This window comes from Achromobacter denitrificans NBRC 15125 (genome assembly GCF_001571365.1).
Lineage (GTDB): Bacteria > Pseudomonadota > Gammaproteobacteria > Burkholderiales > Burkholderiaceae_B > Achromobacter > Achromobacter denitrificans.
The window spans coordinates 39,227-62,133 of record NZ_BCTQ01000006.1 but is presented as its reverse complement, the minus strand read 5'-3'; the positions used below and the strand labels follow the sequence as shown (position 1 = coordinate 62,133).

27 protein-coding genes are annotated in these 22,907 nt (G+C 64.9%); 9 read left to right on the top strand and 18 right to left on the bottom strand.

What is annotated here, in order from left to right:
* The 5 genes from ADE01S_RS07050 to ADE01S_RS07030 are packed head-to-tail and all read left to right on the top strand — an operon-like array spanning position 1 to position 4,790.
* Positions 1-1,173 (top strand): substrate-binding domain-containing protein, encoded by a 1,173-nt coding sequence (locus tag ADE01S_RS07050; RefSeq protein WP_062680880.1) that lies wholly within the window; start codon positions 1-3, stop codon positions 1,171-1,173.
* A 14-nt stretch (positions 1,174-1,187) separates the two neighbouring features.
* A complete protein-coding gene (locus tag ADE01S_RS07045) occupies positions 1,188-1,958 on the top strand; it encodes an ABC transporter ATP-binding protein (protein ID WP_062680878.1) in 771 nt (256 codons plus the stop codon).
* Entirely contained in the window at positions 1,955-2,704 is a 750-nt protein-coding gene (locus ADE01S_RS07040) for an ABC transporter ATP-binding protein (RefSeq protein ID WP_062680876.1), read from the top strand. Before ADE01S_RS07045 ends, ADE01S_RS07040 begins: the two co-directional genes overlap by 4 nt.
* Positions 2,701-3,711, top strand: coding sequence for a branched-chain amino acid ABC transporter permease (locus ADE01S_RS07035; RefSeq protein WP_062680872.1), 1,011 nt, complete (start codon positions 2,701-2,703; stop codon positions 3,709-3,711). Before ADE01S_RS07040 ends, ADE01S_RS07035 begins: the two co-directional genes overlap by 4 nt.
* A gap of 11 nt (positions 3,712-3,722) precedes the next feature.
* Complete coding sequence (locus tag ADE01S_RS07030; RefSeq protein WP_062680871.1) at positions 3,723-4,790, top strand: branched-chain amino acid ABC transporter permease; 1,068 nt, start codon at positions 3,723-3,725, stop codon at positions 4,788-4,790.
* 36 nt (positions 4,791-4,826) lie between these two features.
* Here the strand turns inward: ADE01S_RS07030 and ADE01S_RS07025 are convergent, their stop codons facing one another.
* The 17 genes from ADE01S_RS07025 to ADE01S_RS06945 all read right to left on the bottom strand — a co-directional run bounded on the left by ADE01S_RS07025 (position 4,827) and on the right by ADE01S_RS06945 (position 16,583).
* A complete protein-coding gene (locus ADE01S_RS07025) occupies positions 4,827-5,207 on the bottom strand; it encodes a hypothetical protein (RefSeq protein WP_075873390.1) in 381 nt (126 codons plus the stop codon).
* A gap of 288 nt (positions 5,208-5,495) precedes the next feature.
* On the bottom strand, positions 5,496-5,777 hold the full coding sequence (gene rpsQ, locus ADE01S_RS07020; protein ID WP_006216549.1) for a 30S ribosomal protein S17: 282 nt from the start codon (positions 5,775-5,777) through the stop codon (positions 5,496-5,498).
* 2 nt (positions 5,778-5,779) lie between these two features.
* Complete coding sequence (gene rpmC / locus ADE01S_RS07015) at positions 5,780-5,971, bottom strand: 50S ribosomal protein L29 (protein WP_003806912.1); 192 nt, start codon at positions 5,969-5,971, stop codon at positions 5,780-5,782.
* 11 nt (positions 5,972-5,982) lie between these two features.
* On the bottom strand, positions 5,983-6,399 hold the full coding sequence (rplP, locus tag ADE01S_RS07010) for a 50S ribosomal protein L16 (RefSeq protein WP_006389610.1): 417 nt from the start codon (positions 6,397-6,399) through the stop codon (positions 5,983-5,985).
* 2 nt (positions 6,400-6,401) lie between these two features.
* On the bottom strand, positions 6,402-7,193 hold the full coding sequence (rpsC, locus tag ADE01S_RS07005) for a 30S ribosomal protein S3 (RefSeq protein WP_006389609.1): 792 nt from the start codon (positions 7,191-7,193) through the stop codon (positions 6,402-6,404).
* A gap of 9 nt (positions 7,194-7,202) precedes the next feature.
* A complete protein-coding gene (gene rplV / locus ADE01S_RS07000) occupies positions 7,203-7,532 on the bottom strand; it encodes a 50S ribosomal protein L22 (protein WP_043541551.1) in 330 nt (109 codons plus the stop codon).
* A 3-nt stretch (positions 7,533-7,535) separates the two neighbouring features.
* Positions 7,536-7,811 (bottom strand): 30S ribosomal protein S19, encoded by a 276-nt coding sequence (gene rpsS, locus ADE01S_RS06995; RefSeq protein WP_006216555.1) that lies wholly within the window; start codon positions 7,809-7,811, stop codon positions 7,536-7,538.
* Between the two features lie 12 nt (positions 7,812-7,823).
* Complete coding sequence (gene rplB / locus ADE01S_RS06990) at positions 7,824-8,651, bottom strand: 50S ribosomal protein L2 (RefSeq protein ID WP_062680867.1); 828 nt, start codon at positions 8,649-8,651, stop codon at positions 7,824-7,826.
* The gene (rplW, locus tag ADE01S_RS06985) at positions 8,652-8,948 is read right to left on the bottom strand and encodes a 50S ribosomal protein L23 (RefSeq protein ID WP_006216557.1); all 297 of its coding nucleotides are present in this window, start codon (positions 8,946-8,948) and stop codon (positions 8,652-8,654) included. It abuts the gene before it with no gap.
* A complete protein-coding gene (gene rplD / locus ADE01S_RS06980; RefSeq protein ID WP_042795904.1) occupies positions 8,945-9,565 on the bottom strand; it encodes a 50S ribosomal protein L4 in 621 nt (206 codons plus the stop codon). The genes rplW and rplD overlap by 4 nt, the downstream gene beginning before the upstream one ends.
* Positions 9,566-9,569: 4 nt before the next feature.
* On the bottom strand, positions 9,570-10,259 hold the full coding sequence (gene rplC / locus ADE01S_RS06975) for a 50S ribosomal protein L3 (protein WP_062680865.1): 690 nt from the start codon (positions 10,257-10,259) through the stop codon (positions 9,570-9,572).
* Positions 10,260-10,577: 318 nt separating this feature from the next.
* The gene (gene rpsJ, locus ADE01S_RS06970) at positions 10,578-10,889 is read right to left on the bottom strand and encodes a 30S ribosomal protein S10 (protein WP_003806903.1); all 312 of its coding nucleotides are present in this window, start codon (positions 10,887-10,889) and stop codon (positions 10,578-10,580) included.
* Positions 10,890-10,963: 74 nt separating this feature from the next.
* Positions 10,964-12,154 (bottom strand): elongation factor Tu, encoded by a 1,191-nt coding sequence (tuf, locus tag ADE01S_RS06965; protein WP_062680839.1) that lies wholly within the window; start codon positions 12,152-12,154, stop codon positions 10,964-10,966.
* A 77-nt stretch (positions 12,155-12,231) separates the two neighbouring features.
* Positions 12,232-14,334: an elongation factor G gene (fusA, locus tag ADE01S_RS06960; RefSeq protein WP_062680863.1), complete on the bottom strand. Its 2,103-nt coding sequence runs from the start codon at positions 14,332-14,334 to the stop codon at positions 12,232-12,234.
* Positions 14,335-14,352: 18 nt separating this feature from the next.
* The gene (rpsG, locus tag ADE01S_RS06955; protein WP_006216561.1) at positions 14,353-14,823 is read right to left on the bottom strand and encodes a 30S ribosomal protein S7; all 471 of its coding nucleotides are present in this window, start codon (positions 14,821-14,823) and stop codon (positions 14,353-14,355) included.
* A 166-nt stretch (positions 14,824-14,989) separates the two neighbouring features.
* Positions 14,990-15,367 (bottom strand): 30S ribosomal protein S12, encoded by a 378-nt coding sequence (rpsL, locus tag ADE01S_RS06950; RefSeq protein ID WP_005017264.1) that lies wholly within the window; start codon positions 15,365-15,367, stop codon positions 14,990-14,992.
* Positions 15,368-15,902: 535 nt separating this feature from the next.
* Positions 15,903-16,583, bottom strand: coding sequence for a response regulator transcription factor (locus tag ADE01S_RS06945; protein ID WP_370511521.1), 681 nt, complete (start codon positions 16,581-16,583; stop codon positions 15,903-15,905).
* 278 nt (positions 16,584-16,861) lie between these two features.
* Here ADE01S_RS06945 and ADE01S_RS06940 point away from each other — a divergent pair, with 278 nt between their 5' ends.
* From ADE01S_RS06940 to ADE01S_RS06930, 3 genes are read left to right on the top strand one after another with little or no spacing between them, the layout of a single operon-like run.
* Complete coding sequence (locus tag ADE01S_RS06940) at positions 16,862-17,578, top strand: response regulator transcription factor (RefSeq protein WP_062680860.1); 717 nt, start codon at positions 16,862-16,864, stop codon at positions 17,576-17,578.
* A gap of 35 nt (positions 17,579-17,613) precedes the next feature.
* Positions 17,614-18,723, top strand: coding sequence for a FecR family protein (locus tag ADE01S_RS06935; protein WP_062680858.1), 1,110 nt, complete (start codon positions 17,614-17,616; stop codon positions 18,721-18,723).
* Positions 18,724-18,751: 28 nt separating this feature from the next.
* Complete coding sequence (locus tag ADE01S_RS06930; RefSeq protein ID WP_062680856.1) at positions 18,752-21,088, top strand: CHASE2 domain-containing protein; 2,337 nt, start codon at positions 18,752-18,754, stop codon at positions 21,086-21,088.
* A 33-nt stretch (positions 21,089-21,121) separates the two neighbouring features.
* Here ADE01S_RS06930 and ADE01S_RS06925 read toward each other — a convergent pair whose 3' ends face one another.
* Complete coding sequence (locus tag ADE01S_RS06925; protein ID WP_062680854.1) at positions 21,122-22,348, bottom strand: serine/threonine-protein kinase; 1,227 nt, start codon at positions 22,346-22,348, stop codon at positions 21,122-21,124.
* A gap of 156 nt (positions 22,349-22,504) precedes the next feature.
* Here ADE01S_RS06925 and ADE01S_RS06920 point away from each other — a divergent pair, with 156 nt between their 5' ends.
* Positions 22,505-22,900 (top strand): TssQ family T6SS-associated lipoprotein, encoded by a 396-nt coding sequence (locus tag ADE01S_RS06920; protein ID WP_062680852.1) that lies wholly within the window; start codon positions 22,505-22,507, stop codon positions 22,898-22,900.
* Positions 22,901-22,907: the final 7 nt, after the last annotated feature.

Here is a 22,907-nt window from a genome sequence, read left to right as displayed (position 1 = left end):
ATGAAACGCGTTCTGCTCGCCGCGCTGGCCGGCCTATGCATGAGTTCCGCTGCGGCGGCGAAGGATTTCGTCGTCGCCCACGTCTACGACAAGACGGGCCCCTTGGAAGCCTATGCCAAGCAAACCCAGGCCGGCCTGATGCTGGGGCTGGAATACGCGACGCAAGGCACCATGACGGTCGCCGGCCGCAAGATCCGCGTCATCGAAAAGGACAACCAGGGCAAGCCCGACGTCGCCCGCGCGCAGCTCGCCTCGGCCTATGCCGACGACAACGCCGACATCGCCGTGGGCCCGACCTCCTCCGGCGTCGCGCTGGCCATGCTGCCGATCGCCGAAGAGTACGAAAAGATCCTGCTGGTCGAGCCGGCCGTGGCGGATTCGATCACCGGCGACAAGTGGAACCGCTACATCTTCCGCACCGGCCGCAATTCCTCGCAGGACGCCATCGCCAATGCCGTGGCCTTCGACCAGGCCGGCACGTCCATCGCCATGCTGGCGCAGGACTACGCGTTCGGCCGGGACGGCGTGAAAGCGTTCAAGGGTGCCCTGAAAAATGCCAAGATCGTGCACGAGGAATACCTGCCCGCCAACGCCACGGACTTCACCGCCGGCGCGCAGCGCCTGTTCGACGCGCTGAAGGACAGGCCCGGCCGCAAGATCATCTTCATCCTCTGGGCCGGCGCCGGCAACCCCTTCAAGATCGCCGACCTCGATCCCAAGCGGTTCGGCATCGAGATCGCCACCGGCGGCAACACGCTGGCGGTCATGACGCCGCTGAAATCGCTGGCCGGCATGGAAGGCGCCACCTATTACTACTACGGCATCCCCAAGAACCCGGTGAACGACTGGCTGGTCGCGGAGCACCAAAAGCGCTACGGACAGCCACCGGACTTTTTCACCGCGGGCGGCATGTCGGCCGGCATCGCGATCGCGCAGGCGCTGGCCAAGACCGCGGGCAACTCCGATACCGACACGCTGATCAAGGCCATGGAAGGGATGAGCTTCGAAACGCCCAAGGGCAAGATGACGTTCCGGCCCGAGGATCACCAGGCCATGCAGTCCATGTACCACTTCCGCATCAAGAACGATCCGTCGGTGCCATGGGCCGTGCAGGACCTGGTCAAGGAAATCACGCCGGACCAGATGTCGGTGCCGATCCAGAACAAACGCTGAAACCCCGCCCGTCCATGCTGGAGACCCAATCGCTCACCATCCGTTTCGGCGGACACGTGGCCGTCAACGACGTCAGCTGCAGCTATGCGCCTGGCACGCTGACGGCCATCGTCGGCCCGAACGGCGCGGGCAAGACCACCTACTTCAACCTTATCTCCGGCCAGCTGCGCGCCAGTTCGGGAACGGTGCGCCTGAACGGGCGCGACCTCACCGCGCTGGGCGCCGCGGCCCGGATGCACGCCGGCCTGGGCCGCGCGTTCCAGTTGACGCAGCTGTTCCCGCGCCTGAGCGTGCACGAGAACGTGCGGCTGGCCCTGCAGTCCCGCCAGCAAGGCATGGGCTGGCGCCAGATCCGGTTCTGGCGCACCTGGGACGACGACCGCGGCCTGATCGGGCGCGCCGACATGCTGCTCGAACGCACCCGCCTGTCCGCGCGGCGCGACCAGTCCGCCGCCGACCTGCCGCATGGCGACCAGCGCAAGCTGGAAATCGCCATGCTGGTCGCGCTGGATCCGGAGGTGTTCATGTTCGACGAGCCCACGGCCGGCATGAGCGTGGACGACGTGCCCGTGGTGCTGGAGCTGATCCGGGAGATCAAGAACGATCCCTCGAAGACGATCCTGCTCGTGGAACACAAGATGGACGTGGTGCGCGAGCTGGCCGACCGCATCGTGGTGCTGCACAACGGTCAACTGATGGCCGACGGCGAACCGGCCGCGGTCATCGCCTCGCCCATCGTGCAGCAGGCGTACCTGGGCGTCAGCCCGACGGAGAAAACGGCATGACGCGCCCCTTGCTGGAACTGAAGGACGTGCATACGCACATCGGCGCGTACCACATCCTGCACGGCGTGGACCTCGACGTGCCGCCTTCCGCGGTGACCATGCTGCTGGGTCGCAACGGCGCGGGCAAGACCACCACGCTGCGCACGGTCATGGGCCTGTGGCGCGCTTCGCAGGGCCAGGTGAGCTTCGACGGCGCGCCCGTGGGCGGCCCCGGCACGCGCACCTCGCCGCCGGACATGGCGCGCATGGGCATGGCCTACGTGCCCGAGAACATGGGGATCTTCGCCGACCTCTCCGTCAAGGAGAACATCCTGCTCGCGGCGCGCCAGGCCCGCAACGCCGCGCAGCTCGACACCGCCCGGCTGGAATGGATCTTCGGCTTCTTCCCCGCGCTGAAGAAGTTCTGGCTGCATCCCGCCGGCAAGCTGTCGGGCGGGCAGAAGCAGATGCTGGCGGTGGCGCGCGCCATCATCGAGCCGCGCCGCCTGCTGCTGGTGGACGAACCCAGCAAGGGCCTCGCCCCCGCCATCGTGCAGAACATGATCGACGCCTTCATCGAACTGAAGCAGGCCTCCACCACCATCCTGCTGGTCGAACAGAACTTCAATTTCGCCCGCCTCGTGGGCGACCACGTCGCCGTGATGGACAACGGCCGCGTCGTGCATGCCGGCAGCATGGCGCAGCTGGCCGCGGACGACGAACTGCAGACACGCCTGCTGGGCCTGTCCCTGGGAAGCCACCAATGAGCACGCTAGAACTCGACACTCCGCTGCCGCGCGTGCGCGCGGACCTGCGCCCCGCCCTGCTGGTGCTGGCCCTGGCCGCGATCGCGCTGCCGCTGGTGGGGTCCCTGTCCACCTGGCTCACCCTGACGCTGGCCGGCCTGGCCATGGGCATGATCATCTTCATCGTGGCCTCGGGCATGACGCTGGTCTTCGGGCTGATGGACGTGCTGAACTTCGGCCACGGCCTGTTCATCGCCATCGGCGCGTACATGGCGGCCACGGTGCTGGGCTCCATGGCCGACTGGACGCAGTCCGGCAGCCTGTGGGTCAACCTGGCGGCGGTGCTGCCCGCCATGATCGTCGGCATGCTGGTGGCCGGCGCCGTCGGCCTGGCGTTCGAGCGCGTCATCGTCCGGCCGGTCTACGGCCAGCATCTCAAGCAGATCCTCATCACCATGGGCGGCATGATCATCGGCGAAGAGATCATCAAGATGCTCTGGGGACCGCAGACGATCTCGCTGCCGCTGCCCGAAGCGATGCGCGGCGCGTTCCTGCTCGGCGATGCCGCGATCGAGAAGTTCCGGATCGTCGCGCTGGTGACGGGATTGCTCGTGCTGGGCGGCATGCTGTGGCTGCTGAACCGCACCAAGCTGGGCCTGCTGATCCGCGCCGGGGTGGAAGACCGCGAGATGGTGGAAAGCCTGGGCTACCGGATCAAGCATCTCTTCGTGGGCGTGTTCGTCGCCGGATCGATGCTGGCCGGACTCGGCGGCGTGCTGTGGGGCATGTATCAGCAGTCGGTGGTGCCGCAGCTGGGCGCGCAGGTGAACGTGCTGATCTTCATCGTGATCATGATCGGCGGCCTGGGCTCTACCGTGGGCTGCCTGATCGGCGCGCTGCTGGTCGGCCTGATGGCCAACTACACCGGTTTCCTGCTGCCCAAGGCCGCCCTGTTCTCGAACATCGCGCTGATGGTCGCCATCCTGTTGTGGCGTCCGCAGGGCGTTTATCCGGTCACGAACCGCTAGGGCCCGTCGACATGTCCGTACGCCTGCTTTCCGGCGATCCCCCCCGCAGCGCGGTGCTCGCGCTCGTGCTTATCGCGATCGTGGCCGCGCTGGCGGCCGCGCCCTTTCTTTTCCCCGGCCCGAAGTCGCTGGCCGTGGCGGCGAAGATCCTGGTGTTCGTGATCCTCGTGGCCAGCTACGACCTGCTGCTGGGCTATACCGGCATCGTCAGCTTCGCGCACACGATGTTCTTCGGCATCGGCGCCTACGGCGTGGCGATCGCCAGCGTGCGCCTGGAACCGGGCTGGACGGCCGTTCTCGCGGGCACGGCCGCCGGCCTGGCCGTGTCCTTGGCCTTCGCCCTGCTGATCGGCCTGGCCAGCCTGCGCGTGCGCGCCATCTTCTACGCCATGATCACGCTCGCGGTCGCCGCCGCGTTCCAGACGCTGGTGTCCCAGCTCTCGGAACTCACGGGCGGCGAAGACGGCCTGAACTTCAAGGTGCCGCAGATGCTGCGGCCGGCCTTCCGGCCCTTTTCCGAGCCCATCCTCGGCATTACGATAGACGGCCGCATCATTACGTACTACCTGATCGCCGCGGTCTGCCTGGTACTGTTCCTGTTGTTGCTGCGCATCGTCAATTCGCCGTTCGGCCGCGTGCTGCAGGCGATCCGCGAGAACCCGTTCCGCGCCGAAGCCATCGGTTACCGCACAGTGCTGTACCGCAGCCTGTCCAATCTGCTGGCCGCGGCCTTCGCCACGCTGGCCGGCGCGATGTACGCGCTCTGGCTGCGCTACAACGGCCCCGATACCTCGCTGTCGTTCGAGATCATGCTCAATATCCTGCTCATGCTGGTGATCGGCGGCATGGGCACCATGTACGGCGCAGTGGTGGGCGCCAGCCTGTTCGTCTTCGCGCAGAGCTATCTGCAGGACGGCCTGCACCGCATCCACGAATCGGTGTCCGGCATCGCCCCGCTGGCGCTGTTGTTCGAGCCCGACCGCTGGCTGCTGTGGCTGGGCATTCTGTTCGTAGTGTCGGTGTACTACTTCCCCACCGGGATCGCGGGACGGCTGCGAGAACTCGCGCGGCGCCGCTGACGCCCAGACGCGCTCCCGCCCTCGGTCACCCGGCGATCAACGCGCCGGTTGGCCTAGCGTATCGGCGTTGCGCAGCAAACCGTCCACCCGGCGCTGCATGTCGTCGACCTGGCCGCGCGCCTCCCGCGTGCCATCGATCCGCGCGCCGGCCGGCGCCGGCATCAACCGGGGCATGGACGGCGGCGGCAGATCGGCCGAGGTCGGGCGCAGCGGTATCCTGCCCGAAGGCGCGGAGCGGGTCTCCGACGCCTGGCCGAACAAGCTCTCAAGCACCTGCAGCCGCAAGCGCTGCTCGTCGATGACGTCTTCCTGCGCGGCGAGCGCCAATTCATCCGGATCCGTCGTACCGAAGATGGCGGCGCGGTCGCGGGAGTCCGCCGGAAGCAGCACACGCGGCTCGGGGCCGGCGTTCAGCACGTTCCGCCCCTCACCGCCCGGCTCCGCCGGCTTGCCGGCCCCGGCCGCAGGCCCCGCCGGTTGCGGCTGCGCCGCCTGCTGCGCCCAGGCCGGCGACGCGAACAAGCCGAGGCAACACGCCCCTATCCCTATCAGCCGCCATCCCGGAAAACCGCGCCCCATATCTCTTCCTTTTGCCCCGCCGTGCCCATGCGCGGACATTCCCGCGAGGCGAAAAAAAACGGCAAGGGTGTTGGCCCTTGCCGTCTTATATCAGAACGGCGAACCGTTCGGATGTCCTGCTTTTACTTAGATGATACGTGCGGCTTCAACCAGACGCACCACGCGCCACGACTTCGAGCGCGAGATGGGACGGCCTTCAGCGATTTCAACCGTATCGCCTTCGTTGTACTGGTTCGATTCATCGTGCGCCTTGTACTTCGCGGAACGCATGATGATCTTGCCGAAGATGGGGTGCTTGACGCGGCGCTCGACGAGCACAACGACAGTCTTGTCCATCTTGTTGCTGACGACCTTGCCAACCAGCGTACGCTGGCGCTTGGCCACTTGGGTGTTTTGAGTTTCGCTCATCTTTATTTCCCTGCCTTCTCGGTCAGCAAGGTACGCACGCGCGCGATGTCGCGACGCACGTTGCGCAGCTGGCTGGTATTGGCAAGCTGCTGCGTGGCCTTCTGCATACGCAGACCGAATTGTGCCTTCAGCAGGCTTTCGAGCTCTTTGCCGAGCTCGGCGGCGTCTTTCGAACGGAGTTCGCTGGCTTTCATCTTAGTACTCCTTAAGCACCGATATGACGCGCGACGAACGTGGTCGAAATCGGCAGCTTGGCAGCGGCCAGGCGGAAAGCTTCACGCGCGAGCTCTTCGCTAACCCCTTCCATTTCGTAGAGCACCTTGCCGGGCTGAATTTCGGCGACCCAGTACTCCGGGTTGCCCTTACCGTTACCCATACGGACTTCGGCAGGCTTCTGCGAGATGGGCTTATCCGGGAAAATGCGAATCCAGATACGGCCGCCACGCTTGATGTGACGGTTGATGGCACGACGAGCGGCTTCGATCTGACGGGCGGTCAGACGGCCACGGCCGGTGGCCTTCAGACCGAATTCGCCGAACGACACGTGGGTGCCACGGGTCGCCAGACCGGTGTTGCGGCCCTTCTGCTCTTTGCGATACTTTCTGCGAGAGGGTTGCAGCATGGTTATTCTCCTTCAGGCGCCGGAGCAGCGTCCGCCTTGCGGGGACCACGGCCACGACCACCCGGACGACCGGTGCGAGCACCGTCCGGACGATCACCACGCGGAGCGCGGCGCGGACGACGTTCTTCTTCACGCGGGGCGGCGGTTTCCGGCGGCAATTCGCCGTTGGCCAGCATGTCGCCCTTGTAGACCCAGACCTTGATGCCGATCACGCCGTACGTGGTGTGGGCTTCGGAGGTGCCGTAGTCGATGTTGGCCTTGAGGGTGTGCAGCGGCACACGGCCTTCGCGATACCACTCGGTGCGAGCAATTTCGATACCGTTCAGACGGCCCGAGCTCATGATCTTGATGCCTTGGGCACCCAGACGCATGGCGTTCTGCATCGCGCGCTTCATGGCGCGACGGAACATGATGCGCTTCTCGAGCTGTTGCGAGATCGAGTCGGCGATCAGTTGAGCATCGGTTTCCGGCTTGCGGATTTCTTCGATGTTGACGTGCACGGGCACGCCCATCAGGCGCTGCAGATCAGCCTTCAGGCTTTCGATGTCCTCGCCGCGCTTGCCGATCACCACGCCCGGACGAGCCGAGTAGACGGTGATGCGGGCATTCTTGGCGGGACGCTCGATGATCACGCGACCGACGGAGGCGCTCTTGAGCTTCTTCTTCAGGTACTCGCGAACGCGAATGTCTTCGGCCAGCATCGAGCCGAAGGCCTTGTCGTCGGCGAACCAACGCGAGGACCAATTACGGGTGACCGCGAGACGGAACCCAGTGGGGTGAATTTTCTGACCCATCGTGACTCCTTAAGCTCCGACCTTGACCGTGATGTGGCAGGTCTGCTTCTCGATACGGTTGCCGCGGCCCTTGGCGCGAGCGGAGAAGCGCTTCATCGACTGAGCCTTGTCCACGAAAATCGTGGTGACCTTCAGTTCGTCGATATCGGCGCCGTCGTTGTGCTCGGCGTTGGCGATGGCGGACTCGACAGCCTTCTTCAGGATGGCGGCGGCCTTCTTCGGCGAGAAGGTGAGGATGTTCAGCGCTTGCGAGACCGACTTGCCGCGGATCAGATCCGCAACCAGACGCGTCTTTTGAGCGGAGATGTGAACCCCACGGATAATGGCAGTAGTTTCCATCGCTTACCTCTTCGCCTTCTTGTCCGCGGCGTGACCCTTGAACGTACGGGTCAGCGCGAACTCGCCCAGCTTGTGACCGACCATGTTCTCGTTGATGTAAACGGGAACGTGCTGCTTGCCGTTGTGCACAGCGATCGTCAGACCGATGAACTCGGGCAGGATCGTCGAGCGACGCGACCAGGTCTTGATCGGCTTCTTGTCTTTGCCCGCGACGGCCGTGTCCACCTTCTTGATCAGGTGAGCATCGACAAACGGGCCTTTCTTGATCGAACGTGACATAGTGTTCGCCTCTTACTTGCGCTTGCGCCGTTGGACGATCATATTGTTCGTCCGCTTGTTGCGACGGGTCTTGAAACCCTTCGCCGGAGTGCCCCACGGGCTGACCGGTTCGCGTGCTTCACCGGTACGGCCTTCGCCGCCACCGTGCGGGTGATCCACCGGGTTCATGGCAACGCCACGGACCGTCGGGCGGATACCACGCCAACGCATTGCACCGGCCTTGCCGATTTGGCGCAGGCTGTGTTCTTCGTTACCGACTTCACCGATGGTGGCGCGGCATTCGATGTGCACACGGCGGACTTCACCCGAGCGCAGACGCACCTGAGCGTAGACGCCTTCGCGAGCCAGCAGGACGGCGGAAGCGCCGGCCGAGCGGACCATCTGGGCACCCTTGCCAGGGATCATTTCGACGCAGTGAATCGTCGTACCCACCGGGATGTTGCGGATCGGCAGCGTGTTGCCGGCGCGGATCGGGGCTTCGATGCCCGACACCAGCGTGGCGCCCACTTCCAGACCGCGCGGAGCGATGATGTAACGACGTTCGCCGTCGGCGTAGCACAGCAGAGCGATGTGCGCCGTACGGTTGGGGTCATATTCCAGACGCTCGACCTTCGCCGGGATGCCGTCCTTGTCGCGACGGAAGTCGACGACGCGGTAGTGCTGCTTGTGGCCACCGCCACGATGACGGATCGTGATGTGACCGTTGTTGTTACGGCCGGAACCACGGGTCTTCTTTTCCAGCAGCGGCGCGTAGGGCTCGCCCTTGTGCAGGTTCGGGCTGACAACCTTCACCATGCCACGGCGGCCAGCCGAAGTCGGCTTAACTTTTACGAGGGCCATTTACTTCACCTCCGCAAAGTCGATTTCCTGGCCGTCCTTGAGCGAGACGTAGGCCTTGCGCTCATTGCGACGACGGCCAACGAATCGGCCAAAGCGCTTGACTTTGCCCTTACGGTTGAGGACCTGCACGGACTCGACCTGCACCTTGAAGAGCAGTTCGACGGCAGCCTTGATTTCCGGCTTGGTAGCGTCAGCCACGACACGGAAAGCGACTTGCTGATTCTTCTCGGCAACGAAGGTGGCCTTTTCGGTCACGATCGGCGCAAGAATGACTTGCATCAAGCGTTCAGCGTTCATCCCAGCATCTCCTCGAGTTGAGCGATGGCCGGCTTGGTGATCAGCACTTTCTTGTAGTGGACCAGCGACAACGGATCGGCGTAACGGGGCTCGACAACGGCAACGTGCGGCAGGTTGCGGGTGGCGAGGTAAACATTTTCATCAACGCTGTCGGTGATGATCAGGACCGAGTCCAGGCCCAGGCTCTTCAGCTTTGCAGCGGCAGCCTTGGTCTTGGGCGATTCCAGATCGAACGATTCGACGACGGCGATGCGGTCTTCGCGAGCCAACTGCGACAGGATCGAACGGATCCCGGCGCGGTACATCTTCTTGTTGACCTTCTGGCTGAAGTTCTCTTCGGGCGAGTTCGGGAAAATCCGACCACCGCCACGCCACAGCGGCGACGAAGTCATACCGGCGCGAGCGCGGCCGGTACCCTTCTGGCGCCAGGGCTTCTTGGTCGAGTGCTTGACTTCAGTGCGATCCTTCTGAGCGCGGTTACCCGAACGGGCGTTGGCTTGGAAAGCCACCACGATCTGATGAATCAGAGCTTCGTTGAAGTCACGGCCGAAGATCGTGTCGGGAGCGCTGAACGTAGCAGCGGCCTGACCTTGGTCGTTCAGGAGCTTGAGATCCATTTACTTACGCTCCCTTCTTGGCCGGGGCCTTGATGGCCGGGCGCACGACGATGTCGGCGCCAGCGTGGCCGGGGACAGCGCCCTTGACCAGCAGCAGGCCGCGCTCAGCGTCAACGCGAACGACGTCGAGGTTTTGAACGGTGCGGGTGACATCACCCAGGTGACCGGCCATGCGCTTACCCGGGAAAATACGGCCCGGATCTTGAGCTTGACCAATCGAGCCCGGGACGCGGTGCGAACGGGAGTTACCGTGCGACGCGCGTTGCGAACCGAAGTTGTGGCGCTTGATGGTACCGGCAAAGCCTTTACCGATGGTGGTGCCCGTGACGTCGACCTGTTGGCCGGCTTCGAACACCGATTCCACGGCGATCACGGCACCAGCCGCGAATTCGGCGGCGCGGGCGGGATCAAGGCGGAATTCTTTGAGGATGCTACCGGCTTCGGTGCCGGCCTTGGCGTAGTGGCCCGTTTGCGGCTGAGCCACGCGCGAGGCACGACGAGTGCCATAAGCCACCTGGATCGCGGCGTAGCCGTCGGTTTCCAGCGACTTAACTTGGGTCACGCGGTTGTTCGACACGTCCAGCACGGTCACCGGGATGGATTCACCTTCCTCGGTAAAAATGCGGGTCATGCCGACCTTGCGACCCACCAGCCCCAGCCGGTGAGCGGCGGGCGTGGGTGTCGAATTCGACATCGTTTTCTCCATTCCCGACTGCGATTGGTCGGGGCTAATCAGGCAAAAGGTAACGGCCTTTGCCCTACGACTATGTTCAACCTGGCTTGGGGTTGCATGCCCGAAATTTCCGGGGAAACTCCCGGGATTGCGCGCGCCTCGCCATAGTTAGACCTGCCACAAAATGGCAAGCTTGGCATATTAGCATGTTTTTTTCAGGCAGCACAAGCACTTAGCGCATTTGAACGTTGCGCCCGAAAAACAAAATGGCCGCACTCCTGGGGAATGCGGCCATTCTTCACGAGCCTACCGGCGAAGGTAGCAGGCTCGCTGGGCGCTTTACTGCAGCGCGATTTCGACGTCGACGCCGGCCGGCAGGTCCAGACGCATCAGGGCGTCAACGGTCTTGTCGGTGGGATCCACGATGTCCATCAGGCGCTGATGGGTACGGATCTCGAACTGGTCGCGCGACGTCTTGTTCACGTGCGGCGAACGCAGGACGTCGTAGCGGCGAATACGCGTGGGCAGCGGCACCGGGCCACGGACAACGGCGCCGGTACGCTTGGCGGTATCGACGATTTCAGCGGCCGATTGATCGATCAGCTTGTAATCGAAGGCTTTCAAGCGGATACGGATCTTTTGGTTTTTCATGGCGTTTCCTAAAGAACGAAAGACGAGGGCGGCGTCGCGCCCTCGCTGGTTGGGTGCTGCTTAATGGATCCGGATTACTTCAGGATCTTGGCGACGACGCCGGCGCCGACGGTGCGACCGCCTTCACGGATGGCGAAACGCAGGCCTTCTTCCATGGCGATCGGAGCCAGCAGCTTGACCGTCATGGCCACGTTGTCGCCCGGCAGGACCATTTCCTTGTCGGCCGGCAGCTCGATCGTGCCCGTCACGTCCGTCGTGCGGAAGTAGAACTGGGGACGATAGCCTTGGAAGAACGGAGTGTGACGGCCGCCTTCTTCCTTGGACAGGATGTACACCTCGGACGTGAAGTCCGTGTGCGGGGTGATCGAGCCCGGCTTGGCCAGAACCTGGCCGCGCTGGACGTCTTCACGCTTGGTGCCGCGCAGCAGGATGCCCACGTTGTCGCCGGCTTGACCTTGGTCCAGCAGCTTGCGGAACATTTCCACGCCCGTGCAGGTCGTCTTCACCGTCGGCACCAGACCGACGATTTCGATTTCCTCGCCGACCTTGATGATGCCGCGTTCGATACGGCCGGTCACCACGGTGCCGCGACCCGAGATCGAGAACACGTCTTCAACCGGCATCAGGAACGCGCCGTCAACGGCACGCTCAGGCGTCGGGATGTACGAGTCCAGCGCAGCGGCCAGCGCCATGATGGCCTGTTCGCCCAGTTCGCCCTTGTCGCCTTCCAGCGCCAGCTTGGCCGAACCCTTCACGATCGGGGTGTCGTCGCCCGGGAAGTCGTACTTGCTCAGCAGTTCGCGAACTTCCATTTCCACCAGCTCAAGCAGCTCGGCGTCGTCAACCATGTCGGCCTTGTTCAGGAAGACGATGATGTACGGCACGCCAACCTGGCGGCTCAGCAGGATGTGTTCGCGCGTTTGCGGCATCGGGCCGTCAGCGGCCGACACCACCAGGATCGCGCCGTCCATTTGCGCCGCGCCCGTGATCATGTTCTTCACGTAGTCAGCGTGGCCCGGGCAGTCAACGTGCGCGTAGTGGCGCGATTCCGTTTCGTACTCGACGTGAGCCGTGTTGATCGTGATGCCGCGAGCCTTTTCTTCGGGAGTCGCGTCGATCTGGTCGTAGCCCTTGGCTTCGCCGCCAAACTTGTTCGACAGAACGGTCGTGATCGCCGCCGTCAACGTCGTTTTGCCGTGGTCAACGTGACCAATCGTACCCACGTTCACGTGCGGCTTGGTACGTTCAAACTTGCCTTTTGCCATGATCTCTATCCTTTGACTTTCAAGGAAACTTTGGTATCTGCCGGGACCGCCCGAGGGGCGGGCCCGGCAAGGGTTATTTACTTGGCCCGAGCGGCGATGACTTCGTCAGCGACGTTCTTGGGGGCCTCGGAGTAATGCTTGAATTCCATCGTGTACGTGGCACGACCTTGCGTCAGCGAACGCAGGTTCGTGGCGTAACCGAACATCTCGGCCAGCGGAACTTCGGCCTTGATGGTCTTGCCGCCGCCAACCATGTCGTCCATGCCCTGAACCATGCCGCGACGCGAGGACAGATCGCCCATCACGGTACCGGCGTAGTCTTCAGGCGTTTCGACTTCAACGGCCATCATCGGTTCCAGCAGCACGGGGCTAGCCTTGCGCATGCCTTCCTTGAATGCCATCGAGCCGGCCATCTTGAACGCGTTTTCGTTCGAGTCGACGTCGTGGTACGAACCGAAGAACAGCGTGACCTTGACGTCCACGACCGGGTAGCCGGCCAGGATGCCCGACGGCAGCGTTTCGGTGATGCCCTTGTCCACCGCGGGGATGAACTCGCGCGGCACCACGCCGCCCTTGATGGCGTCCACGAACTCGTAGCCACCGCCCGGGGGCAGCGGTTCGACCTTCAGGACCACGTGACCGTACTGACCACGACCGCCCGACTGCTTGACGAACTTGCCTTCGACTTCTTCGCAGGTCTTGCGGATCGTTTCGCGGTAGGCCACTTGGGGCTTGCCCACGTTGGCTTCCACGCCGAATTCGCGCTTCATGCGGTCGACCAGAATTTCCAGGTGCAGCTCGCCCATGCCGGAAATGATGGTCTGGCCGGATTCTTCGTCGCTACGCACGCGGAACGACGGGTCTTCCTGCGCCAGGCGCGACAGCGCCAGGCCCATCTTTTCCTGGTCGGCCTTGGACTTGGGTTCGACGGCCTGCGAAATCACGGGCTCGGGGAACTCCATGCGCTCCAGCGTCACGTGCGAATCGACATCGCACAGCGTTTCGCCGGTGGTCACGTCCTTCAGGCCCACGACGGCGGCGATGTCGCCTGCCAGAACTTCCTTGATTTCCTCGCGGTTGTTCGCGTGCATCTGCAGGATGCGGCCGATACGTTCCTTCTTGCCCTTGATCGGGTTGTAAACGGTGTCGCCCGACTTCAGGACGCCCGAGTACACGCGAACGAAGGTCAGCTGACCGACGAACGGGTCCGTCATCAGCTTGAACGCCAGCGCCGAGAACTTCTCGCTGTCGTCGGCCGAGCGCTTGACTTCGTTGCCGGCGTCATCGGTGCCTTCGACCGGGGGGATGTCCACGGGCGACGGCAGGTAGTCGATGACGGCGTCGAGCATGCGCTGCACGCCCTTGTTCTTGAAGGCGGTGCCGCACAGCATCGGCTGGATTTCACCGGCGATCGTGCGCTGGCGGATGGCCAGGTTGATCTCGGCTTCGTCCAGCGAACCGGTCTCGAGGTACTTGTTCATCAGTTCCTCGGACGACTCGGCAGCCGCCTCGACCAGCTTTTCACGCCATTCTTCGGCGGTGCTCTGCAGTTCGGCCGGAATGTCTTCGTAGTCGAACTTGATGCCCTGGCTGGCTTCGTCCCAGATGATCGCTTTCATCTTGACGAGGTCGATGACGCCCTTGAAGGTGTCTTCGGCGCCGATGGGGATCACCACGGGCACGGGATTGGCGCGCAGGCGCATCTTCAGCTGCTCGTAGACCTTGAAGAAGTTGGCACCGGTACGGTCCATCTTGTTCACGAAGGCCAGACGCGGCACGCCGTACTTGTTGGCTTGGCGCCACACGGTTTCGGACTGAGGCTGAACGCCGCCCACCGCGCAGTAGACCATGCAAGCACCGTCCAGGACGCGCATGGAACGCTCCACCTCGATGGTGAAGTCCACGTGTCCCGGGGTGTCGATGATGTTGATGCGGTGTTCGGGATAGTTCTTAGCCATGCCACGCCAAAACGCCGTCGTAGCTGCCGACGTAATGGTGATGCCACGCTCTTGCTCTTGTTCCATCCAGTCCATGGTGGCTGCGCCATCATGCACTTCGCCAATCTTGTGATTGACGCCGGTGTAGAACAGGATGCGTTCGGTCGTGGTGGTTTTCCCTGCATCGATGTGCGCAGAGATACCAATGTTGCGATAGCGCTCGATCGGGGTTTTGCGGGCCATGGTGGGTTAGTCCTTAAATTACCAGCGGAAATGGCTGAAGGCCTTGTTGGCCTCTGCCATCTTGTGCGTGTCTTCGCGCTTCTTCATCGCGGCGCCACGACCTTCGGAGGCGTCGATCAGTTCGCCAGCAAGACGCAGATCCATCGACTTCTCGCCACGCTTCTTAGCGGCTTCACGGAGCCAACGCATAGCCAGGGCCAGGCGGCGCACGGGGCGCACTTCAACCGGCACTTGGTAGTTGGCACCGCCAACGCGGCGACTCTTCACTTCGACGATCGGCTTGATGTTGTTGATCGCCAGGCTGAAAACTTCGATCGGCTCCTTGCCGGTCTTGGTTTGCACTTGCTCAAGGGCACCGTAGACGATGCGCTCGGCGACGGCCTTCTTGCCGTCCAGCATGACGACGTTCATGAACTTGGCGAGCTCGACGCTGCCGAACTTGGGATCGGGCAGAATCTCGCGCTTGGGTACTTCGCGACGACGGGGCATTGTTGCTTCCTTGTGTCTGTTCAGTTGAACCGTGTTTCATTACACGGCCATGGCCGCCCACTGGGACGACCCCTTACGTGCCGCGCACCTTCCTGCATCGTGGATGGCGCGGTTGCACTTCCCGGATGACGGACTTCCGCCATTTCGGGGTACTACTGATTCGTTATCAGGCCTTCTTCGGGCGCTTGGCGCCGTACTTCGAGCGGGCTTGCTTACGATCCTTGACGCCTTGCAGGTCGAGGGAACCGCGCACGATGTGATAACGCACACCGGGCAAGTCCTTCACACGACCGCCGCGCACCAGAACCACCGAGTGCTCTTGCAGGTTGTGGCCTTCACCGCCGATGTACGAAATGACTTCGTAACCGTTGGTCAGACGCACTTTGGCAACCTTACGCAGAGCGGAGTTCGGCTTCTTGGGGGTGGTGGTGTACACGCGAGTGCACACGCCGCGGCGTTGCGGGCAGTTTTCGAGCGCGGGGCTCTTGCTTTTGATGATGCTGACTTCGCGCGGCTTGCGCACGAGTTGGCTAATGGTAGGCATGACCTTTGAAATCCCTTTTACGTACCACTGGTAAGTACTTGCGTACTAATCTCCTCAGGCGGTGAGCTTCGGAGAAGGCAGTTCGCGCAAAACCGCCTCAAACGTTCGTATACGTAAAAGAGCGGGTTTGCCAACAAACTGTGACAAAACGCACAAAACTGGATGCCGTGGGGTAGATGCCGCGGGGCAGAACCCCGCTTGATGTGCCATGAAACGAAAGGCTCGTGACGCACCTCGTTTCCTGACCCTGAACTTCCGAACCCTACCGCGACCAGATTTTGCACGCGAGATAAAGCAGTTAGCCCTTTAGCATAACTGAGATTCTGGCGCACTGTCAAAGAAAATTGTAAGCCCGAGCCGCGCCGCGCGTTGCCGGCAGAAGACGGCCGGATAGGCGCCAGTCATGGAAATTGGGGGCCGCATAAAGCGGATTTCCGGATCCCGGTTGCGGGAATTCGCGGGGCCGCGGCAGGGCCGCGCAAGCCGGCGGCCAGGGGCGCAGTTTACCCCGCCCAGCCCGGCTTTCCCTACCGCCTTATTGGTCGGCGAACAGGTAGCCGCTGCCGTAGACGGTGCGGATCGGCAGGATGAGGCCGGCCAGTTCGGCCTTGCGCCGCAACCGGCTGACGATCACGTCGATGCTGCGGGATCCGCTGGCGCGCGCGTTGCCGCCCTCGACCTGCAATTCCTCGCCCAGTTCGCTGCGGCCGACAGCCCGGCCGGCCACTTCGAGCAGCGAACGCACGATCAGCCGCTCGTTCGCCGACAGGGAGATCGTCGTGCCGGTGGGCGCGGCCAGCGTCCAGCCCTGGTCGCGCAGCTCCCATTGGCCGTTCGCGGCCGTTTCGGCGTCGATCGCGTCCTGGGTGGCCGGCAGGCGGCGCGCCAGGGACAGCAGGATACAGGCCAGTTCGCGGGGATCCTGCGGTTCGGGCAGGCACGCGTCGGCGCCGCTCTGCAGGCAGCGCAGCCGCGTGTCCACCGACATATTGTTCCCCATCACCACGATACCCAGCGAGGACGAGCCGTGCAGGCGCGCCACCAGGGCATAGCCGATTTCTCCCAGGGTTCCCACATCGAGGACCACCACATCGTACGCGCCGCCATTGAGCAATCCGAACAATTCGAGAGACGTCGAACAGCCGCGCGCGGAAATACCGGCCTGCAGCAGGGCGGACACGGCGGCCGCGCGGGCCGTCTCGTCCGGTGACATCATAAGTATGCGCAATTGATTCATAGTTGTTCCGTCAAGCAATTCGACCCGCTCACGTCGATGCAGCCGGCGATGGGACGATTGAGACAGTGTGGCGCGTTGTTACGCAACAACTCCAGTCAAGATTCGTCAACTTTGCAATGTTTGACAGTTCTTGCCATAACGTAGCCAGCGGGGACCCTCCCCGAGTTATCATTCGTTTACCCGAATCCCCTTACCCCTCTTGCAGTAGGGCGCCGTAGCGCGCGCTTGCGTAGCAAACCTTCGCGAGAACACGTCTGATGAAAATCGCGTCGCTGGAAGATGACCTGGACCAAGCCCGCCGCATCCAGCAAGTTTTGACCACCGCGGGATACACCTGCACCAGCTACCAGCAAAGCCGGGATCTCCTGGCCGCGCTGCGCACCGAGCACTTCGACCTGGTATTGCTGGACTGGCACCTGCCCGATATCGACGGCGACGACGTCGTGCGCTGGCTGCGCACCAATATGGGCCCCCGCATCCCGGTCATTTTCCTGACCAATCGTTCCAGCGAGGACGATCTCGTGGAAGGCCTGCGCGCCGGCGCCGACGACTACATCGTCAAACCCCTGCGCCCCCAGGAATTGCTGGCCCGCGTGGCGGCGTTGCTGCGCCGCAGCCAGATCGCCGAGCCCGCCAACGACGCCTTCGACGTGGCCCGCTACCGCATCGAGCCCGCGGCGCGCGCGATCGCCCTCGACGCCAACCCGATCACGCTGGCCCCCAAGGAATTCGATCTGGCGCTGCTGTTCTTCCGCAACGTCGGCCGCCTCATGTCGCGCGACGTGCTGGCCGAATGCGTCTGGAACCGGGAAATCCCCGCCACCTCCCGCACCCTGGACACGCATTTGTCGAATATCCGGCAAAAGCTCCAGCTGCGCCCCGAGCACGGGGTGCGCCTGTCCTCCTCCTATGCCCTGGGCTACCGGCTTGAGCTGACCAGCCCGGCCGAAGACGTCCCATCCAATCCGCAGTAAGCGCGCTCTCGCGCATTCCCGGAGAATCGATCGACATGAGCCGCTGCCGCGCGCTTTCTTTGTTTGTCCTGATGTCCTGCCTGATGCTCGCGGGGCCGGCGCGCAGCCAGCCCGCGGGCGCGCTGGGCGACGATTTCATCTATCGCATCCGGCAGGGCGACACCCTGATCGACCTGGCCACGCGCTACACCCGCAACCAGGCCAACTGGAACCGCCTCCAGACCCTGAACCAGATCGTCACGCCGGAACGTCTCCCGGTGGGGCTGGAATTGCACATTCCGCTGTCCATGATCCCGGTACGCGCCGCCAACGCGCGCGTGCTGCACGTGAGCGGCCAGGCCAGCCTCGACGGCAAATCGCTGCGGGCCGGCGATACCGTCGCCGAAGGCAGCACCGTCGCCACGGCCGCCAATGGCTTCGTCACGCTGGAACTGGCCGACGGCTCCAAGCTGACCCTGCCGGCCGGCGGAGCGGTCGAGCTGACGCGGCTGCGCCAGTTCGAAGGCACGGCGCTTACGGATTCGGTCGTCAACGTGCAGCGCGGCGGCGTCGAATCCTCGGTGGCCCCTGCTGGCGAAGGCGTGGGCCGCTTCGAAGTCCGCCCCCCCGTCGCGGTGACGGGAGTACGCGGCACGCGGTTCCGGGTGCAAAGCAGCGAGCACGGCGTGCACAGCGAAGTGCTGGACGGCAGCGTCCGCCTGCAGCCCCATGCGCCGGGCGCCCGACCCGACAAGCCCGTCGCGGTGGCCAAGGGCTACGGCGCGGCGATCGGCGCGGACGGCGTGGTCTCGGGCATGCGCCCCCTGCTCGCCGCGCCGCAGCTGGGCGAGCCCGTGCGCGCGGGCGGCGGCGCCTGGACCACCGAGGTATCCCCGGTGGCGGGCGCGCAGGCGTACCTGGTGCGCGTATCGCGCGACGCCGATGGCGCATTGCCCGTGTCGTCGGCGAGCTTCCCCAACAACGACATCCGTTTTTCGGCGCCAGGGCCGGGCACCTACTACGTCTCCGTGCGGGCCGTCGACGATCTGGGCCTGGGCGGCGCCGACGCGATCGCCACCTTCGAGGGCGCCAACCAGCTCATGACCTCCTTCGGCCTGGGCGTCGCAAGCGGCACGGGCGGTTTCATCACGCTCACCGACTACTAAGGCCTGCCGGCGCACGGGAAAGAACGTCATGGCCGCCGCCGATCCCCCGGACCGGACCTCACGCTCAGGGCTGTGGCTGACGGTGGCGCTGGCGGTGCTGGCCGCCCTCCTGGGCTCGCTCAACGGCCTGGGTCGAGTCGACCAGATTCTGTATGACCGCGCCGTCTCGGCGACCGGCCGCGCCGCCGATCCCGACATCCTGATCGTGGCGATCGACGACGCCAGCATCGACGCCCTGGGGCGCTGGCCGTGGCGGCGCGCGGTCCACGCCGCGCTGCTGGACCGGCTGCGCGGCGCGCGCGCGGTCGGACTGGACCTGATCTTCGGCGAAGCGGACACGGTCAACCCCCACGACGACCGCCTGCTCGCCGACAGCATCCGCCGCAACGGGCACACCGTGCTGCCCGTCGTGCTGGACCGCCTCAACCATCCATCCGCCGTCAGCGCCGCCATTCCCGTCCTGGCGCAGGCAGCGGCCTCCGAAGGATTCATCAACGCCCGGCTCGACCCGGACGGCGCGGTGCGCGAGGCGGTGCTGACCGCTCAGGTGGCCGGCAAGCGCTGGAACCACCTGGCCATCTCGATGCTGGAAGTCGGTGGCGAGGCCGACAAGGCGCAACGGCTCCTGAGGCGCGCGGGGCCGGACGGCAGCATCCTGATCCCTTATGCCGGCCCCATCGCGCACGTGCGCACCGTGCCCTATCTGTCGGTCTTGCGCGGAGACCTGTCCGCCACGGAGCTCCAGGGCAAGTACGTGCTGGTCGGCGCCTGGGCCACCGGCCTGGGCGACGCGTATCCCACGCCTGTTTCCCACGATGTCAGCGGCATGGCCGGCGTGGAAATCATCGCTAACCTCCTGCAGGCGGCACGCGACGATATCGCCTTCCAGCAGCCGCCGGGGTGGTGGAACGGGCTGTTCTCGGCCCTGCCCGTGATGCTCGCTTGCCTCGCGCTGTGGCGGCTTTCGCCCAAGCGGGCCCTGCTGGTCTGCGTCGCGCTGCTGGCCGGCATCCTGCTGGCCGCGCTGCTGCTGCTGGCCTATGGCAATTTCTGGTTCGCCCCGACCGCGGCGCTTCTGGGCGTGGCGCTGTGCTATCCGCTCTGGAGCTGGCGCAGCCAGGAGGCCGCCCTGCGCTATATGGACAACGAGCTGCGGCGCCTGCAGCGCGAATATCCGCCGGTCCTGAACGAGGCGCGCGCCCAGGCCGCCGGGCCCAGCGCATCGCTGGAAAGCCGCGTCGGCGAGCTGCGCCGAGCGCTCGCGCGCGTGCGCAACCTGCGGCGCTTCCTGGCCGACGGCCTGGACGGCATGGCCGACGCCACGCTCGTCTTCGACCAGGACGGCCGCATGCGATTCCGCAATCAGGCCGCCGTCATGTACTTCCAGCGCCTGGGCATGCGCCCTCCCCGGGTCGGCCGCCCCGCCATCCATCTGCTGGAGAAAACCATCTCCGATCCCGCCACGCGGCAACGCGTGGCCGAGGCGCTCAGCGGCCAGGGATCGATCGCCGAGACGTCGCCGTGGAGCGCGGACCTCGAACTGCGCGATCGCGCCGGGCGCGACCTCATCCTGAAATGCGCCCCCATCCACACGGCCGAAGGCAACTTTGCCGGCACCGTCGCCACGCTGACGGACATCTCGCGCATCCGCCAGGCGGAGCGCCAGCGCGAAGAGACGCTGCGCTTCATTTCGCACGACATGCGCGCGCCCCAGAGCTCCATCCTGGCGCTGGTGGAAATGAAGCAGGAAAGCGGATCGCAAGACGCGCAAAGCGAGACCCTCAGCCGCATCGCCACGCTGGCCAGGCGCACGCTGCACCTGGTCGATGACTTCGTCCACCTCACGCGGGCCGAATCCATGACCATCAGCGAGGTGGAGCTGGACCTGGGCAGTCTGCTGCAGGATGCCGTGGACGAATTCTGGGCCTCGGCGCAAAAGCGCGACATCGCGCTGGACCTGCGGCTCCCGCTGCCCGTCGCCTATATCCGCGGCGACCAGACCCTGCTCATGCGCGCGCTATGCAACCTGATCGACAACGCGATCAAGTACAGCCCCGCGCAGACCCGCATCGAATGCGGCATCGACGAAGAACCCGGCTTCTGGCGGGTCGGCATACGCGACCAGGGGCTGGGCATCGCGGCCGAAGACCTGTCCCGCTTGTTCGAGCCGTTTTCACGCGTGGGAATCGAAACACGCGGCGACGTCGGCGGCGCCGGCCTGGGATTGGCGTTCGTGCGCACCGTGGCCGAACGCCACGGCGGCTCCGTGGACGTGAGCAGCGAACTGGGCGCGGGCTCGGTCTTCACGCTGCGCCTGCCGATCGCCCCCGAGGAACCGCCTGCTGGTCCCAGGCCGGCGGCGTAGCACCGGGCCTCGCCGGCCGCACCCCGCCGGCCGCTACTGGAAGGTGTGCGAAATGACGCCGGGCCGGCCGGCCTTGACCTCCAGCGTCGTGCGGTAGGGCGGCAGGTCGGCGTTGCGCAAGACCACCTGGTATTTGCCCGGAATCAGCCTGAGTTCCTTGACGGGCGGACTGATGCCCCGCGCCACGCCGTTGATCCATACCTCGCCCCACGGACGGATGTCCAGCCGCACCAGCACCGGCACGGGCTTGGGCTTGGCGGCCTCGTCGGCCGTGGCGGCGGGCGTCTCGGGAAACGCCGACGCCGCCGGCGCCTGCTCCACGGTCGGCGCTTCGGCGGGCGGCACGGCCGGCTCGGTATGCTGCGCGGGGGCCGCCTCGCCGGGCGCTTCGGGCGGGGGCTGCGACGGAGCGGGCTGCGGCGCGGCTTGCGGCAAGGGGTGGACGACAGGCGGATTCGGCTGCACGACCTCGGAACGGGTGATCAGCGCATTCTGGGCGCCCAGCCCCGACACCAGCCAGGCGTAGATACCGCCGCCGACCAAAACCACGAAGAAGAGCAGCCACAGCAGGGCGCGGCCGGCGCGCGCCGGGCGGCGCGCCGTGGCGGCCGCCGCCGGCGGGACGGCCTGGGCCGCGGCGGCTTCGGGAGAATCGGGCTGGGCGGGCGCGGTTTCCACCTGCGCGGCAACGCCCAGCATCTCCGCCAGTTCGGCCAGGGTTTGCGGCCGGTCGGCCGGCTCCATGGACAGGCCGGCGTCGATCACGGACAGGAAATCCTGGCTGTATTTCGGCAAGCCCAGGGAAGCGAGCGGTTCGTAGGTGTCGGACGCGCGGCGTTCCGGCGCGGGCGGCGGCCGGCGTCCGGTAACCAGCGCATGCATGACCGCGCACAGCGCGTAGATGTCCGTCCAGGGGCCCCGCGGCCATTCCATCGAGTCGGTATAGAGCTCGAACGGCGCGAAACCCGGCGTGGGAGAGCGGCTGACGCGGCGCGAGCGCGCCACGATCAGCTCCGGCACCAAGTGGGCCCGCGCGCTTTCGTCCATCCCCACGGTTTCCAGGGAGATGTCACCGCAGATCTCACCCTGCGCATGCAGGGATATCAGGGACGGCAGCAGATCGGACAGCAGGCGCTTGATGCGCGATTCGGGCACCCCTCCCGCCACACTGGCGGCGATGGCGCTCAACGGGCGCAGCGCTAGCGGCGCAGCGCCGGAAAAAGGGCCACGCGGCGTCAACAGGCCGGCGGAAGGAGACATGATCGAGAGTTGCGCCACGGCGCGAATACGGATTGAAATGTGAATAGGCCGAATATTATCCAATCCGCTACGCAAGGACATTGCCGAAAATGTCCGAGCGCATCAGGCTGTGGCACGATAGCGGATAGTCACATCACCCTCCCCCTTTGGAAGCCCATGAAAATTCGCGTTCTGAGTAGTCTGCTTGGCTTATCCGCCCTCCTGACGGGTTGCGCCGGCGTCACCTCCCTGCCGCCGGAGGGGCCGCCCACCGCGGAAGCGCTGGATCAATTGCAACAAGTGCGCGACAAGTACAGCGCGGGCCGCTATGGGGAAGTGATCCGTGGCGTGGCCACGTCCGACGCCCTCGCCACGTCCACCAAGGCCGTGCGCATCGAAGCCTATAAGCTGCAAGCGTTCAGCTATTGCGTCAGCCGGTATCCGCAGCTTTGCGAGGACAGTTTCTCCCGCATCCTGGCCCTGGATCCGAGCTTCGCGCTGGCGCCCAACGAGGCTGGGCACCCCGTTTGGGGCCCCGTCTTCCAGCGCGCGCGGGCGAACGCCCCGCAGTAATACCGCC

Coding starts and splice junctions, on each gene's coding strand:
- ADE01S_RS07050 (WP_062680880.1), top strand. CDS start 1: ATGAAACGCGTTCTGCTCGCCGCGCTGGCCGGCCTATGCATGAGTTCC.
- ADE01S_RS07045 (WP_062680878.1), top strand. CDS start 1,188: ATGCTGGAGACCCAATCGCTCACCATCCGTTTCGGCGGACACGTGGCC.
- ADE01S_RS07040 (WP_062680876.1), top strand. CDS start 1,955: ATGACGCGCCCCTTGCTGGAACTGAAGGACGTGCATACGCACATCGGC.
- ADE01S_RS07035 (WP_062680872.1), top strand. CDS start 2,701: ATGAGCACGCTAGAACTCGACACTCCGCTGCCGCGCGTGCGCGCGGAC.
- ADE01S_RS07030 (WP_062680871.1), top strand. CDS start 3,723: ATGTCCGTACGCCTGCTTTCCGGCGATCCCCCCCGCAGCGCGGTGCTC.
- rpsQ (WP_006216549.1), bottom strand. CDS start 5,777: ATGAGCGAAACTCAAAACACCCAAGTGGCCAAGCGCCAGCGTACGCTG.
- rpmC (WP_003806912.1), bottom strand. CDS start 5,971: ATGAAAGCCAGCGAACTCCGTTCGAAAGACGCCGCCGAGCTCGGCAAA.
- rplP (WP_006389610.1), bottom strand. CDS start 6,399: ATGCTGCAACCCTCTCGCAGAAAGTATCGCAAAGAGCAGAAGGGCCGC.
- rpsC (WP_006389609.1), bottom strand. CDS start 7,193: ATGGGTCAGAAAATTCACCCCACTGGGTTCCGTCTCGCGGTCACCCGT.
- rplV (WP_043541551.1), bottom strand. CDS start 7,532: ATGGAAACTACTGCCATTATCCGTGGGGTTCACATCTCCGCTCAAAAG.
- rpsS (WP_006216555.1), bottom strand. CDS start 7,811: ATGTCACGTTCGATCAAGAAAGGCCCGTTTGTCGATGCTCACCTGATC.
- rplB (WP_062680867.1), bottom strand. CDS start 8,651: ATGGCCCTCGTAAAAGTTAAGCCGACTTCGGCTGGCCGCCGTGGCATG.
- rplW (WP_006216557.1), bottom strand. CDS start 8,948: ATGAACGCTGAACGCTTGATGCAAGTCATTCTTGCGCCGATCGTGACC.
- rplD (WP_042795904.1), bottom strand. CDS start 9,565: ATGGATCTCAAGCTCCTGAACGACCAAGGTCAGGCCGCTGCTACGTTC.
- rplC (WP_062680865.1), bottom strand. CDS start 10,259: ATGTCGAATTCGACACCCACGCCCGCCGCTCACCGGCTGGGGCTGGTG.
- rpsJ (WP_003806903.1), bottom strand. CDS start 10,889: ATGAAAAACCAAAAGATCCGTATCCGCTTGAAAGCCTTCGATTACAAG.
- tuf (WP_062680839.1), bottom strand. CDS start 12,154: ATGGCAAAAGGCAAGTTTGAACGTACCAAGCCGCACGTGAACGTGGGT.
- fusA (WP_062680863.1), bottom strand. CDS start 14,334: ATGGCCCGCAAAACCCCGATCGAGCGCTATCGCAACATTGGTATCTCT.
- rpsG (WP_006216561.1), bottom strand. CDS start 14,823: ATGCCCCGTCGTCGCGAAGTACCCAAGCGCGAGATTCTGCCCGATCCC.
- rpsL (WP_005017264.1), bottom strand. CDS start 15,367: ATGCCTACCATTAGCCAACTCGTGCGCAAGCCGCGCGAAGTCAGCATC.
- ADE01S_RS06945 (WP_370511521.1), bottom strand. CDS start 16,583: ATGATGTCACCGGACGAGACGGCCCGCGCGGCCGCCGTGTCCGCCCTG.
- ADE01S_RS06940 (WP_062680860.1), top strand. CDS start 16,862: ATGAAAATCGCGTCGCTGGAAGATGACCTGGACCAAGCCCGCCGCATC.
- ADE01S_RS06935 (WP_062680858.1), top strand. CDS start 17,614: ATGAGCCGCTGCCGCGCGCTTTCTTTGTTTGTCCTGATGTCCTGCCTG.
- ADE01S_RS06930 (WP_062680856.1), top strand. CDS start 18,752: ATGGCCGCCGCCGATCCCCCGGACCGGACCTCACGCTCAGGGCTGTGG.
- ADE01S_RS06925 (WP_062680854.1), bottom strand. CDS start 22,348: ATGTCTCCTTCCGCCGGCCTGTTGACGCCGCGTGGCCCTTTTTCCGGC.
- ADE01S_RS06920 (WP_062680852.1), top strand. CDS start 22,505: ATGAAAATTCGCGTTCTGAGTAGTCTGCTTGGCTTATCCGCCCTCCTG.